The sequence below is a fragment of the Pseudomonas frigoris genome (assembly GCF_047758635.1).
GTDB lineage: Bacteria > Pseudomonadota > Gammaproteobacteria > Pseudomonadales > Pseudomonadaceae > Aquipseudomonas > Aquipseudomonas frigoris.
The window spans coordinates 3,789,185-3,802,924 of record NZ_CP180479.1 but is presented as its reverse complement, the minus strand read 5'-3'; the positions used below and the strand labels follow the sequence as shown (position 1 = coordinate 3,802,924).

At 62.4% G+C, this 13,740-nt stretch carries 11 protein-coding genes; all 11 read left to right on the top strand.

Features of this window, described 5'->3' with window-relative positions:
* Positions 1-131 precede the first annotated feature (131 nt).
* Complete coding sequence (locus tag ACMXYH_RS17440) at positions 132-1,604, top strand: aldehyde dehydrogenase family protein (RefSeq protein WP_415764285.1); 1,473 nt, start codon at positions 132-134, stop codon at positions 1,602-1,604.
* 476 nt (positions 1,605-2,080) lie between these two features.
* Positions 2,081-2,749 (top strand): haloacid dehalogenase type II, encoded by a 669-nt coding sequence (locus tag ACMXYH_RS17435; RefSeq protein ID WP_129444761.1) that lies wholly within the window; start codon positions 2,081-2,083, stop codon positions 2,747-2,749.
* Positions 2,750-2,806: 57 nt separating this feature from the next.
* Positions 2,807-4,081, top strand: a complete 1,275-nt coding sequence (locus ACMXYH_RS17430) for an NAD(P)/FAD-dependent oxidoreductase (RefSeq protein WP_415764284.1) — start codon at positions 2,807-2,809, stop codon at positions 4,079-4,081.
* A gap of 94 nt (positions 4,082-4,175) precedes the next feature.
* Positions 4,176-5,813 (top strand): ABC transporter substrate-binding protein, encoded by a 1,638-nt coding sequence (locus ACMXYH_RS17425; RefSeq protein WP_415764282.1) that lies wholly within the window; start codon positions 4,176-4,178, stop codon positions 5,811-5,813.
* A gap of 45 nt (positions 5,814-5,858) precedes the next feature.
* Positions 5,859-6,815: an ABC transporter permease gene (locus ACMXYH_RS17420; protein WP_033062145.1), complete on the top strand. Its 957-nt coding sequence runs from the start codon at positions 5,859-5,861 to the stop codon at positions 6,813-6,815.
* Positions 6,812-7,687, top strand: a complete 876-nt coding sequence (locus ACMXYH_RS17415; protein WP_033062146.1) for an ABC transporter permease — start codon at positions 6,812-6,814, stop codon at positions 7,685-7,687. The genes ACMXYH_RS17420 and ACMXYH_RS17415 overlap by 4 nt, the downstream gene beginning before the upstream one ends.
* Before the next feature lies 1 nt (position 7,688).
* Entirely contained in the window at positions 7,689-9,530 is a 1,842-nt protein-coding gene (locus ACMXYH_RS17410) for an ABC transporter ATP-binding protein (protein WP_415764280.1), read from the top strand.
* Entirely contained in the window at positions 9,527-9,835 is a 309-nt protein-coding gene (locus ACMXYH_RS17405; protein WP_415764279.1) for a (2Fe-2S)-binding protein, read from the top strand. The genes ACMXYH_RS17410 and ACMXYH_RS17405 overlap by 4 nt, the downstream gene beginning before the upstream one ends.
* Positions 9,817-11,208, top strand: coding sequence for an NAD(P)/FAD-dependent oxidoreductase (locus ACMXYH_RS17400; RefSeq protein ID WP_415764278.1), 1,392 nt, complete (start codon positions 9,817-9,819; stop codon positions 11,206-11,208). Before ACMXYH_RS17405 ends, ACMXYH_RS17400 begins: the two co-directional genes overlap by 19 nt.
* A complete protein-coding gene (locus ACMXYH_RS17395; RefSeq protein ID WP_129444754.1) occupies positions 11,205-12,359 on the top strand; it encodes an NAD(P)/FAD-dependent oxidoreductase in 1,155 nt (384 codons plus the stop codon). The genes ACMXYH_RS17400 and ACMXYH_RS17395 overlap by 4 nt, the downstream gene beginning before the upstream one ends.
* Positions 12,356-13,513, top strand: coding sequence for an acetylornithine deacetylase (gene argE / locus ACMXYH_RS17390; protein ID WP_415764277.1), 1,158 nt, complete (start codon positions 12,356-12,358; stop codon positions 13,511-13,513). Before ACMXYH_RS17395 ends, argE begins: the two co-directional genes overlap by 4 nt.
* Positions 13,514-13,740: the final 227 nt, after the last annotated feature.

Here is a 13,740-nt window from a genome sequence, read left to right as displayed (position 1 = left end):
CCGCAAGCCCGAGGCCGGCAGACCACACTTACTACTTAAATGCACCGCAAGGTCGGCAGCAAATGCCAGGGCTTTTTTTCTACGATGAAGACCTGAGTTCACGACGCGTCGTCCCTTATTTGGAGTGCTCCATGGATAGCTTCGATCCCCGCCTTATCGCTGTGCGCAGCGCTCACTTCATTGCTGGAAAGTACCGCGATGCGCAACCCGGGCTTGAGGTGGTGCGCCCCTCTGACGGCCAGGTCTATGCTCAGTTGCCAATCGCCGATGCCGACCTGGTGGATGAGGCGGTCACTGATGCCTGGCAGGCGTTCAACCGCAGTGACTGGGCCAGCCGTCCACCCCGGGAGCGAGCGCGGGTGATGCGCCGCTGGGCCGATCTGATCGAGGCGGACGCCGCCATTCTGGCACCGCTGGAAGCCGTGGGCTCGACGCGTCCTTATAAAGATGTGATCGCCTGGGACATTCCTTATGTCGCCGAAGGCATTCGCTTCTTCGCCGAACTGGCGGACAAGCATGGCGGTCACGTGGCAGCGACCCAGACCGATCGACTGGGCATGCAGATCGCCGAACCCTACGGCGTCATTGCCGCCATCGCACCGTGGAACTTCCCCTTGAGCATGGCCTCCTGGAAAGTGGCCCCGGCGTTGGCAGCCGGTAATGCCGTGGTGCTCAAACCTTCGGAGCTGACGCCATTCTCCAGCCTGCGCTTTGCCGAACTGGCACTGCAGGCGGGCATTCCGGCGGGGATTTTCAACGTTATCCAGGGCGATGGCCGCATCACGGGCGATGCCTTGTGCCGCCATCCGCGAGTGGCCAAAGTGACGTTCACCGGGTCCACGGCGACCGGGTCGAGCATCATGTCGACCTGTGCGCTGGTGGGGCCGAAACCGGTGACCCTGGAACTCGGCGGCAAGAGCCCGCAACTGGTGTTCGCCGACGTACCGGACATCGCCAGAACCGCGCGCACCGTGGCGCTGGCCATCACCGGCAACGCCGGGCAGGTGTGCGTGTCTGGTTCGCGGTTGTTGATCCAGCGCTCGATCCTGGAACCCTTTGTTGCGCATTTGCAGGCGTATTTCGAGGAACTACGCCCGGGGCCGACCTGGTCATCCGAGAGCACGTTGTCGCCGATCATTTCCCGACTGCAAGCCAGTCGCATCGACGGTATCGTCCAACGCTCGCGTCAGGCTGGTGCTGAAGTGCTGGCCGGCGGCGGAGTGTTTGAAGGTCTGGGCGGCGCTTATTACCAACCGACGTTGCTGACGGGGCTGGACAATGACAACCCGGCCGTCTGCGAAGAAATCTTCGGCCCTGTGCTGACGGTGCAGGCATTCGATGATGAAGAACAGGCGCTGAGCCTGGCCGCGCACGCCACCTACGGCTTGGCGGCGGGTGTACACACCGCCGATATCAATCGCGCCCTGCGCCTGGTCCGGCGGCTGGAGGCGGGGACGGTGTGGGTGAACCGTTACGGGCGCAGTAACGACTACATCCTGCCGACTGGCGGCTACAAACGCTCCGGCATCGGCAAGGACCTGGGGCGCGAAGCGTTCGAAGCCAATTTACGCTTCAAGAGTGTGCTGATCGATATCGTGCAATAACACAAATCCCCCTGTGGGAGCGGGCTTGCTCGCGAAGAGGGAGTGTCAGTCGACATCAATGCTGCCTGACACACCGCCTTCGCGAGCAAGCCCGCTCCCACAGGTTCTCAGCAACCTCCAGATATTCGCCACGTTTGAATCAGCACCCAAACGGGCGCTTCCGCAAGGAAGCGCCCGTTTTCGTTCAGCCCGGCGCAGGTTCTGCGGTAGATCGGTGCGTGATCGGGCCTTGCAGGGCTATAAAGGCCCATAAGAGCGCACAAATACGGGGTTTGCCCAAGGCTTGTGCGCGCCGCAAAGTCTGCTGAGGGCAGGCGCCAAAACGGTGGTTTGTATCGAGCGAAGGTCGCTTTTAACGCCATCTGCTGATTTCACAGTGTTGTAATGACGGTGTGCTGCAGCGTTGCATCACAGCTTCGGTAACGGAGCGAATGCTTGTCACGCCATGACCTCAACGAACTTCAGGACCGCACTCAATGAGCTTTCTTCGCCCCAAATTCATTACGTTCGACTGCTACGGTACGCTGACCAACTTCCACATGGGCACGATGACTCGCGAGCTGTTCGCCGATCGCGTGAAGCCCGAGCAGATGGATCAGTTCGTCAAGGACTTCTCGGCCTACCGCCTGGACCAGGTCATGGGTGACTGGATGCCATATGACGAAATCCTCAAGACCGCACTGGCGCGGACCTGCAAGCGCTGGGGCATCGAGTACCGTGACGAAGGTCAACTGTATTACGACGCCGTACCGACCTGGGGCCCGCACCCCGATGTGCCGGCCGGCCTGTCGAAAATCGCCGACAAGATCCCGCTGGTGATTTTCTCCAACGCCAGCGACAGCCAGATCATGTCCAACGTCGACAAACTCGGCGCGCCGTTCCACAAGGTTTTTACCGCCGAACAGGCCCAGGCCTACAAGCCGCGTCTGGCCGCGTTCGAGTACATGCTCGACAACCTCAACTGCGGACCGGAAGACATCTTGCATGTGTCCTCCAGCTTCCGTTATGACCTGATGCCGGCCCACGACATGAAGATCAAGAACAAGGCCTTCGTCGCCCGTGGTCACGAAGTCCCGGCCAATGCCTTCTACGGCTACCAACAGATCACCGATATTGGCGGGCTGGCCGCACTGGTTGGTCTCTGAGTCGAACGGTAACGGCGCTCTTCAACGCATTCTTTTTTTGGCATAGGCGGGTTAGACATGGGCAGTGAATCCTACTGGCTCGACACCGCACCGGCGTTCAGCGGTGCACAGCTCGGCGCATTGCCCGGGCAGGTCGACATAGCCATCGTCGGTGGTGGTTTCACCGGCCTGGCGGCGGCCCGGGCGCTGGCCTTGAAGGGCGCCAGCGTGGTGGTGCTCGAGGCCGGAAGGGTCATCGGTGAAGCCTCGGGGCGCAATGGCGGCCAGTGCAACACCGGCGTTGCCCAGGACTACGCCGGGCTCAGCGCCAGCCTCGGTGCCGACAAGGCTCGGGCTTATTACCAAGCCTACGAAAGCGCGGTGCAGAGCGTGGTGTCGTTGGTGGAGCAGGAGCAAATCGCCTGCGACCTGATTCGCAACGGCAAGCTCAAACTGGCCGCCAAGCCCATGCACTACGAAGGGCTGGCACGGACCTGCGAACTGATTCGCAAGGAAGTCGATGCCGACGTCGAATTGCTGACCGCCGAGCAGACCCGCGCGGAAGTCAATTCCGCGCAGTTCCACGGTGGCTTGCTGCAGCGCAACGGCGTGCAGATGCATGTCGGGCGCTTCGGTGTCGGGTTGGCCGAGGCAGCGGCACGTCACGGCGCGCTGATCCATCAAGGCACTTCGGTCACTGACTGGAAAGCCCAGGCCGGCGGTTATCAGGTCAACACCAGCAAAGGATCGCTGCACGCCGGTCAGGTGTTATTGGCCACGGGCGCCTGTCAGCACGGTGGTTTGGGCTGGTATCGGCGGCGGATCGTGCCGGTGGGCAGTTTTGTCATCGCCACCGAAGTCCTTCCACCGTCGCTGATCGAGCAGTTGTTGCCGGGCCGCCGCGCCTATGTCACCAGCCGCATGATCGGTAATTACTTCCGCCTCACCCCGGACAATCGCCTGCTGTTTGGCGGCCGTGCGCGGTTCGCCATGTCGGACAGCGTCAACGACGCCAAAAGCGGCAAGGTGCTGCACGCGGCGATGGTGCAGATGTTCCCACAGTTGGCCAACGTGAAGATCGACTACTGCTGGGGCGGGCTGGTGGACATGACCTCAGACCGACTGCCTCGGGCGGGTCAGCACGGCGGTGTTTATCACTCCATGGGCTACAGCGGCCATGGCGTGCAGATGTCGGTGCACATGGGCCAGGTCATGGCCGATGTCATGGCCGGCAACGTCGAAGCCAACCCTTGGCGTGAACTCGAATGGCCGGCGATTCCAGGCCATTTCGGCAAACCGTGGTTCCTGCCGTTCGTAGGTGCCTATTACCGCTTCCAGGATTATTTGCATTGAGTTGATGTTGTGGCGTCACCGTCGTTTGCGTTTCCAGGACGTTCCGGTCAACCGGGACACTCGAGCCTTCTCATTTTCGACAGGTACAACTGATATGACTGACAACAAGATCGACTCCCAACTGATCTCCGGCCAGGAAAGCCTACGGGTATTCGAAGGCCTAAATCGCGGCATGTCGCGCCGCAACGCCTTGCAGATGCTCGGCGTGGCCGGTGTGGCTGCGGCGGGCGCCGGCAGCCTGTTCGGCGCCGCCGGTAAACTGTTTGCCGAAGAAGCCGCCACCCCCGGCAAAGGCAAACCGGGCGGGCGGATTCGCGTCGCCGGCATGTCCAGTTCCACCGCCGATACGCTGGACCCGGCCAAAGGCGCGTTGTCGACCGACTACGTGCGCCACTTCATGTTCTACAACGGCCTGACCCGTTTCGACGCCCATTTGGTGCCGCAACTGGAGCTGGCCGAGCGCATCGACAACACCGACGCCACGCTGTGGACCATCACCCTGCGCAAGGACGTGACCTTCCACAACGGCAAGACCCTGAGCGCTGCCGACGTGGTGTACTCCCTGTCGCGCCACAAGGATCCGCTGACCGGCTCCAAGGTCATGCCGCTGATGGCGCAGTTCGAAGAAATCAAAGCCACCGACCCCAACGAAGTTCAAATCCGCCTGAGCGCGCCGAACGCCGAGCTGCCGTCGATCCTCGCCGTGTCGCACCTGATGATCGTTCCGGAAGGCACCACCGACTTCAACCAGGGCATCGGCACCGGGCCGTTCAAGGTCAAGGAATTCAAACCGGGCGTGCGCTCGATTGCCGCGCGCAATACCGGCTACTGGAAACCGGGCCTGCCGTACCTGGACGAAATCGAGTTCATCGCCATTGCCGACGAACCGTCGCGGGTCAACGCGCTGTTGTCGGGCGACGTACACATGATCAACGAGGTCAACCCGCGCTCGACCACGCGAATCAAGGCCAGCGCCAAGCACCGGGTCGTCGATGCGCCATCGGGTAACTACACCGACTTGATCATCCGCCAAGACCAGATGCCGGGCAAAAGTGCCGAATTCACTCAGGCCATGAAGCACCTGCTGGACCGTGAACAGGTTAAATCCGCAGTGTTCCGGGGCTTTGCCGTGGTCGGTAACGACCATCCGATTTCCCCCGGTTCGCGCTACTACAACGCCGACCTGCCGCAACGGGTCTACGACCCGGAAAAAGCCAAGTTCCTGCTGAAGAAGGCCGGCATGGAAAGCATCACCATGCCGCTGGTCGCATCACCGGCCGCCACCGGTTCGGTGGACATCGCCGTGCTGTTGCAACAATCGGCGAAACAGGCCGGGCTCAAGCTCGACGTCAATCGCCTGCCGAGCGATGGCTACTGGTCCAACCACTGGATGAAGCACCCGCTGAGCTTCGGCAACATCAACCCGCGGCCGAACGCCGACGTGATGTTCTCGCAGTTCTTCCAGTCGAAAGCGCCGTGGAACGAATCGGGCTGGCAGAACGATCAGTTCGATCAGTTGCTGATGCTCGCCCGGGGTGAAACCGACGACGCCAAGCGCACCAGGATGTACGCCGACATGCAGACCCTGGTGCATGACCACAGTGGTATCGGCGTGCCGGTGTTCATCAGCAACATCGACGGTGTCGACCAGCGCATCAAAGGTTATGGCAGCAACCCGCTGGGTGGTTTCATGGGCTACATGTTCGCCGAGCAGGTCTGGCTGGACGCTTGATGAGCAGTGGTTGAAGCGACGGGGACATTGCATGAGGGTAGGGCGATGAATAGCAACACACTGTGGTTGATCGGCCGGCGCCTGGGCGCCGCGATCGTGACTTTGTTGATCGTGTCCATGGTCGTGTTTGCGATCACGGCGGTACTGCCGGGGGACGCGGCGCAACAATCGCTCGGGCAGTTCGCCACGCCGGAACAGGTGGCGGCCTTGCGCCTGAAACTGGGGCTGGATCAGCCCGGTGTGTTGCGTTACTTGCACTGGTTGATGAACCTGCTGAGCGGCGACATGGGCCAGTCGGTCTCCAACGCCATGCCGGTCAGCGAGTTGATGGCCGGGCGGGTGCCCAACACCTTGATGCTGGCGGCCGCGACGGCGCTGGTGTCAGTGCCGGTGGCGTTGATTCTGGGCATCGGCTCGGCGATGGGCCGCGGGGGGCGCATCGACAGCTTCCTGAGCTTTTTCACCCTGGCCATGGTGGCCGTGCCGGAGTTTCTGGTGGCGACCCTGGCGGTGCTGATTTTTGCGGTGAACCTGGGCTGGTTGTCGGCGCTGTCCTATGCCAGCGACATCACCTCACCTTGGCAATTCATGCGCACTTACGCCTTGCCGGTGATGACGCTGTGCTGCGTCATCGTCGCGCAAATGGCCCGCATGACCCGGGCAGCGGTGATCGATCAACTGGACAGCCCCTACGTGGAAATGGCCCGGCTCAAAGGCGTGAGCCCGATGCGCATTGTGCTGCGCCATGCCTTGCCCAATGCCATCGGACCGATCGCCAATGCCATCGCCCTGAGCCTTTCTTACCTGTTGGGCGGGGTGGTAATCGTCGAGACGATCTTCAACTACCCCGGCATCGCCAGCCTGATGGTCGATGCGGTGACCAACCGCGACATGGCGCTGGTCCAGGCCTGCACCATGCTGTTTTGCACGGCGTACCTGGGGTTGGTGCTGATTGCCGACCTGTGCGCGATTCTGTCCAATCCGAGGCTGAGAAACCAATGAACAATCTCATTGTGAAATCGACGCCTGCGACCCCGGACCTGTCGGTTGGCAAGGTGTCTCATGGTCCGGCCTGGCTGGGTCTGATCGGGGCTGCGATGTGCGTTATCTGGTTGCTGGTGGCGATCTTCGGCCCCTGGCTGGCGCCGCACCCGGTGGGTGAAGTGGTCTCTGACAATGTCTTTGACAGCATCAGCGCCGTTTACCCGTTCGGTACCGATTACCTGGGCCGCGACATGCTCAGTCGCATCCTCGTCGGCGCACGTTTCACCGTCGGCCTGGCGTTGGTGGCGGCGGTGTTGGCCAGCGGTCTTGGCACCAGTTGCGCGCTGCTGTCGGTGGTGTCGCCGAAGTGGCTGGACGAGGTGATCAGTCGCTTGATGGACGCCTTTATCTCGATCCCGAGCAAGATGCTGGCGCTGATCATGGTCTCGGCCTTCGGCTCGTCGGTTACCTTGCTGATCTGCACCGCGGTGCTGAGCTTCACCCCCGGCGCGTTCCGCATCGCCCGCAGCATGGCGGTGAACATCGAAGCCCTGGAATACGTGCAAGTGGCCCGTACTCGCGGCGAACGTCGGCTGTACATCGCGTGCGTGGAGATCCTGCCGAACATGCTCAACCCGGTACTGACGGACCTGGGGCTGCGTTTCGGCTTCATCGTGCTGCTGCTCAGCGGCATGAGCTTCCTCGGTCTGGGCGTGCAACCACCGGATGCCGACCTCGGCTCACTGGTGCGCGAAAACATTGGCGGCCTCAACCAGGGCGCGCCGGCCATCGTGATTCCGGCCCTGGCCATCGGCACCCTGACCATCGGTGTGAATCTGTTTATCGACCGCCTGTCTTCGCGACGTAGTCGACGTTCGGGAGGCCATTGAAATGAGTGAATTGATTCGAGTCGAAAACCTGCGCGTGGTCGCCTGTGGCGAGCGCGGCGAAGTAGAAATCGTCAAGGGCGTGAGTTTCTCCCTGGCCAAAGGTGAAGTGTTGGCGCTGATCGGCGAGTCCGGTTCGGGCAAGACCACCATCGCGCTTGCGCTGCTCGGTTACGCCCGGCGCGGTTGTCGCCTGGCGTCTGGCGTGGTGCAGATCGGCGAGCACGACATGCTCGCGTTGAGCGAAAGCGAGCTGCAAGGCCTGCGGGGCAACCGGGTGTCCTATATTGCCCAGAGTGCGGCGGCGGCGTTCAACCCGGCGAAGAAACTGATCGATCAAGTAGTGGAGGGCGCGTTGATTCATGGCCTGGGCAGCCGGGCCGTGCTCGAAGCCAAGGCCGTCGAGTTGTTTCGCGACCTGGCGCTGCCGGACCCCGATCGCATCGGCCAGCGCTATCCCCATCAGGTCTCCGGCGGGCAACTGCAGCGGGTGATGGCGGCCATGGCACTGATCAGCGATCCGCTGCTGGTGGTGCTCGATGAACCGACCACGGCACTCGACGTGACGACCCAGATCGACGTGCTGCGCGCCTTCAAACGGGTGGTGCGCGAACGTGGGGCGACGGCGGTTTACGTGTCCCACGACCTTGCCGTGGTGGCGCAGATGGCCGATCAGATTGTGGTACTCAACGGCGGTGAGATTTTCGAACAAAGTGCCACCGCGCCATTACTCAAAGGCCCGGCCCACGAATACACCCGCAGCCTGCTGGCGGCGGCGCGGCCGGACACGACGATTCGTCCGCCCTGCGATGTGGCGCAAGACACGCCCTTGCTGACCATCCAGGGCCTGACTGCCGGTTACGGCAACAAGAACATGCACGGCATGCCGTCGATTCGGGTGCTGGAAGACATCGACCTGACCGTGCGCCGGGGCCAGGCCATCGGCGTGATCGGTGAGTCGGGCTCGGGCAAATCGACCCTGGCGCGGGTGGTGGCGGGGCTGCTGACCCCGGCGCTGGGCGGGCTGACCTTCGATGGTCAACCGCTGGGCGGCAGCCTGTCCGAGCGCACCGCCGAACAGTTCCGCCGCATTCAAATGGTGTTCCAGAATGCCGACACTGCGCTCAACCCGATGCACAGTGTCAGCACCATTCTGAGCCGGCCGCTGAAGATGTATTTCGGTCTCAAGGGCACCGCATTGCGCGAGCGCATCGACGAGTTGCTGGACCTGGTGCGCCTCCCGCGAGACATGGCGGAACGGCGTCCGAATGAACTGTCCGGCGGGCAAAAGCAGCGGGTCAACCTTGCCAGGGCGCTGGCGGCCAAACCGGACCTGATTCTGTGCGATGAGGTGACTTCGGCGCTCGACACCGTGGTCGGCGCGGCGATTCTCGAACTGCTGCGCGACCTGCGTCAGGAACTGGGGGTTTCGTACCTGTTCATCAGTCACGACATCTCCACCGTCCGCGCGCTGTGTGATGACATTGTGGTGATGTACAGCGGCCACAAGGTTCAGGCCGGCACTCGGCAAGCGTTCGCCCAAGCCCCGTTCCATCCTTACACCGACCTGTTGATCCATTCGGTGCCGGAACTGCGTCAGGGCTGGCTGGAGAACTGTGGCACCACTTGCGGCGAACTGCCGCCAATCGGCGCCAGGGCCAACGTGCCAGAGCTGTGCACCTTTCTCAATCGGTGCCCGGTGCGGGTCGACAGCCTGTGTAATCGCACCGCGCCGAACCGCCGGATCATCGCCGGTGGCAGCGAAATCCTTTGCCACCACGACACCGCCGAGCTGCTGAAAACCCAGCAGGATTTGAACATCATGACCCAGGGAGCCTATGCATGAAGGGGCGTTTTGTGAGGCTGGCCGAGCAGGGCCGACCGACCGTCAATCTGAAGGTGGACGGCGCACCCATCGAGGCGTTGCTGGGCGATACCCTGATGGTCGCGCTGCTGACCCAGGGCTCGGCGTTGCGCCAGTCGGAATTCGATTCGGGCCGCCGCGCCGGTTTTTGTTTAATGGGCGCCTGCCAGGATTGCTGGGTCTGGACCCGCAGCGGCGAACGCTTGCGTGCCTGTTCCAATGAAGTCCGTGATGGGCTGGACATCGTCACCACACAACCGGAGGCGATATGGCCACTGCACGGCTGAGCTCTAATAAAGTCGTTATTGTCGGCGCTGGGCCGGCCGGGATTCGCTGTGCCGAAACCCTGGTGGACGCGGGTTTCAAACCGATCCTGATCGATGAAAATCGCCGGGATGGCGGGCAGATCTACCGTCGCCAACCGGAAGGCTTCACCCGCGATTACGCCACGCTGTACGGCACCGAAGCCGCCAAAGCCCAGGACCTGCACCAAAGCTTCGATCGCTTGCGCGGATCGATCGACTACCGACCGGACACGCTGGTGTGGAACCTCACAGCGGGGCAATTGTGCTGCGTGAAACAGGGCAAGCATACGATGGTGGATTACGACGCGTTGATCCTCTGCACTGGCGCTACCGATCGCTTGATGCCGATCGAAGGCTGGCAACTGGCGGGCACCTACAGCCTCGGCGGAGCACAGATCGCACTCAAATCCCAAGCTGTTTCCATTGGCCACAGCGTGGTGTTCATGGGCAGCGGGCCGTTGCTGTATCTGGTGGCCAGCCAATATGTCAAAGCCGGCGCCAACGTGGCGGCAGTGCTCGACACCTCGCCGCTGAGCAAACGCATCCTTGCCATGCCCAAACTGTTGGCGCGTCCCGGATTACTGTTCACCGGGATGAAACTGTTGGCGCAGCTGTATCAGGCGAAAATCCCGGTACACCTGGGGATCAAACCCCTGCAAGTGCTGGGCGACGCGGCGAGCGGCGTCAGTGGCGTGCGGGTCAGCACGGCGAGCGGGGAAACCCTGACGGTCAATTGCGACGCCGTGGCCCTGGGTTATCACCTGCGCCCGGAAACGCAATTGGCGGACCTTGCCGGTTGTCGCCTGCGTTTCGATGAGGCGTCCAGCCAATGGTTGCTGGCGGTTGATGAGGATGGCCGAACCTCGGTCAGTGGTGTGTACGCGGCCGGGGACGGCTCGAAGATTCGCGGCGCGGATGCCGCTGAACACGCCGGAAGGCTGGTCGCCATGGCGCTGTTGGAGGACCTGCAGCAACCGCTGAATGTCGGGTTGCGCGACGAACAACGCCACGCGCTGGCGGTGATGGACCAGTTTCGCCTGGGGCTGGCCCAGGCGTTTCCCTGGCCGTCGGCGCAAGCCAAAGCTCTACCGGATGCCGCCATCGTCTGTCGCTGTGAAATGATCAGCGCCGGCGAATTGCGCCGCACCGTCAGCGAAAAGGGTGCCTGCGAAGTCAATCGGGCCAAGGCGTTCAGCCGCGTCGGCATGGGCCGTTGCCAGGGACGTTATTGTTCCCAGGCCGGGGCCGAGGTGATTGCTGCCGCTGCTGGTGTCAGCGTGCAACAGGTCGGTCGGCAGCGCGGTCAGGCGCCGGTCAAACCCCTATCGATGCTCACCGAGGAGGTGTCGCCATGACGGTTCATAAAGCCGATGTCGTGATCGTCGGCGGCGGCCTGATGGGCTCGGCGGCGGCGTTTTTTCTGCGTCAGCGCGGTCAGTCGGTGATCCTGCTGGAGCGCGACCAGATTGGTCAGTACGCCAGCGGCGTGAACTTCGGCAACGTACGGCGCCAGGGCCGATTCCTCGGGCAGCTGGCGTTGGCTAACCGTTCGTGGGCGCTGTGGAAACGCTTGCCGGAGTTGATCGACGACGACCTCGAATTCATCGCCAGCGGGCACATGCGTGTGTGTTACCGCGAAGACGAAATCCCTGAACTGGAAGCCTACGCGGCAGCGCCCGAAGCGGCGCAACTGGATCTGAAAATCTTTCGCGGCGCCGAACTGCACGCGCGGTTCCCGTTCCTCGGCCCGGACGTGAAGGGCGGCTCCTACGCGCCCCACGACGGCCACGCCAACCCACGTTTGGCCGCCCCGGCGTTTGCCCGTGCCGCACGGCGACTTGGCGCGCGGATCGAAGAACAGACGGAAGTCGCCGAAGTGCAGAAGGTCGGTGGCGAGTTCAACGTCACCACCACCGATGGCCGCCAGTTCAGCGCCGCTCAGCTGTTGATCACCGCGGGTGCCTGGGGCCAGAAGCTGTCGGCGCAGTTCGGCGAACCGGTGCCACTGGACACCCACGGCCCGCAAATGGCCGTGACCGAACCGGTGCCTTACGCCTTGCCGACCGTGATCGGCGTGTACACCAAAATTCCCGAGGAAGTGATCTATTTTCGCCAGATCCCGCGCGGCAACATCGTCATCGGCGGCGGCTACCGCAGCAAACCGGACATGCTCAATCGCCGGGCCTATGTCGAGCCGCGCAGCATCCTCAATCAGATGGAGCAGATGCGCCGTCTGCTGCCGGGTGTCGGCAACCTGAACATCATTCGGGTCTGGAGCGGCATCGAAGGTTATCTGCCCGACTCCCTGCCGGTGATGGGCCCCAGCGGCACCGTCGATGGCTTGTTCTACGCCTTCGGCTTCTGTGGCCACGGCTTCCAGCTCGGTCCTGGCGTCGGCGACGTGATGGCCGAACTGATCAGCACCGGCAGCACCAGCACGTCGATTGAGCCGTTCTCCATCAACCGGTTCGCCCTCTCAGCCGAGCAACGGAGCAAGGCCTCATGAAACCCCGTGTACTGGATATTCTCAAACGCCTGATGGCCTTCGACACCGTGTCGTCGGAGTCGAACATGGCCCTCATCGAGTACGTGCGTGACTTGCTGCTGACCAAGGGCATCGAGTCGCTGATCGTCAAGGATGAAACCGGCAAAAAGGCCAACCTGTTCGCCAGCACCGGTCCACGCGAGTTGCCGGGGATTCTGCTGTCCGGGCATACCGACGTGGTGCCGGCGGCGGGGCAGGCCTGGACCTTCCCGGCGTTTCAGGCGACGGTGCAGGACGGGCGGATTTACGGCCGTGGCAGTTGCGACATGAAGGGCTTCATTGCATTGGCCATCGACGCCATGCTCGACGCGGCGGACAGCCCGTTGAGCCGGCCGCTGCAACTGGCGCTGTCCCATGACGAAGAAACTGGTTGTGTCGGCGTGCGCCGCTTGCTGGACGTGTTGCACCTTGCGCCGGTACGACCGTTTTTGTGCCTGATCGGTGAACCGACCAACATGCAGTTTGTGTTGGGGCACAAGGGCAAGGGTTCTTACCGCACCTACTGTCGGGGCCTGGAAGCGCATTCCTCGCTGGCACCGCGCTCGGTCAATGCGATTCATGTGGCCTGCGATTTCATCGCCGCGCTGCGTCAAAGCCAGCAGCAGTTGCAAGAGCAGGGCACCCAGGATGCGGACTACGACGTGCCCTACAGCACCGTGCATGTCGGGCAGATTGTTGGCGGCAAGGCGCTGAACATTGTGCCGAATCTGTGCACCCTGGACTTCGAAGTGCGCAACTTGCCGGCGGACGATCTGGATCAGTTTCTGGAACAGATGCGCGAGCGTGCCGAAGTCATCGTGCGTGAGGCCAAAAAACTGTCCAGTGTCGCCGCGATCGACATTGAAACCGTCAACGTCTATCCCGGCCTCGATACGCACCCGAGCGTCGAAGCGGTGCGCTTCCTGAAGAACTTCGCCGCGCCGGATACCGGCACCGCCAAGGTTTCCTTCGGCACCGAAGGCGGGCTGTTCAAGCAGCGTCTGGATGTGCCGGTGGTGGTCTGCGGCCCGGGTTCGGTCGAACAGGCGCACAAACCGGACGAGTTCATCGAGATCAGCCAGATGGAGGCCGGTGAGCGGTTTCTTGATGGCCTGCTCGGTTCCCTGAAACTGTAATCAGGTTCCATGGCAAACACAGATCAAATGTGGGAGCGGGCTTGCTCGCGAAGGCGTCGTGTCAGTCAGCATTTATGACAACTGACACACCGCTTTCGCGAGCAAGCCCGCTCCCACATGGTTTTGTGTTGATCTGACAGATCATGAATCTGCCGTTCCACCGCTAATTTCAGCATCCGACACTGTCCTGAAATCGCTTTCAGCATCCTCACCCGCCACACCTCCCT

Excerpts from the sequence above, each read along its gene's own strand:
- ACMXYH_RS17440 (WP_415764285.1), top strand. The coding sequence starts at position 132 with ATGGATAGCTTCGATCCCCGCCTTATCGCTGTGCGCAGCGCTCACTTC.
- ACMXYH_RS17435 (WP_129444761.1), top strand. The coding sequence starts at position 2,081 with ATGAGCTTTCTTCGCCCCAAATTCATTACGTTCGACTGCTACGGTACG.
- ACMXYH_RS17430 (WP_415764284.1), top strand. The coding sequence starts at position 2,807 with ATGGGCAGTGAATCCTACTGGCTCGACACCGCACCGGCGTTCAGCGGT.
- ACMXYH_RS17425 (WP_415764282.1), top strand. The coding sequence starts at position 4,176 with ATGACTGACAACAAGATCGACTCCCAACTGATCTCCGGCCAGGAAAGC.
- ACMXYH_RS17420 (WP_033062145.1), top strand. The coding sequence starts at position 5,859 with ATGAATAGCAACACACTGTGGTTGATCGGCCGGCGCCTGGGCGCCGCG.
- ACMXYH_RS17415 (WP_033062146.1), top strand. The coding sequence starts at position 6,812 with ATGAACAATCTCATTGTGAAATCGACGCCTGCGACCCCGGACCTGTCG.
- ACMXYH_RS17410 (WP_415764280.1), top strand. The coding sequence starts at position 7,689 with ATGAGTGAATTGATTCGAGTCGAAAACCTGCGCGTGGTCGCCTGTGGC.
- ACMXYH_RS17405 (WP_415764279.1), top strand. The coding sequence starts at position 9,527 with ATGAAGGGGCGTTTTGTGAGGCTGGCCGAGCAGGGCCGACCGACCGTC.
- ACMXYH_RS17400 (WP_415764278.1), top strand. The coding sequence starts at position 9,817 with ATGGCCACTGCACGGCTGAGCTCTAATAAAGTCGTTATTGTCGGCGCT.
- ACMXYH_RS17395 (WP_129444754.1), top strand. The coding sequence starts at position 11,205 with ATGACGGTTCATAAAGCCGATGTCGTGATCGTCGGCGGCGGCCTGATG.
- argE (WP_415764277.1), top strand. The coding sequence starts at position 12,356 with ATGAAACCCCGTGTACTGGATATTCTCAAACGCCTGATGGCCTTCGAC.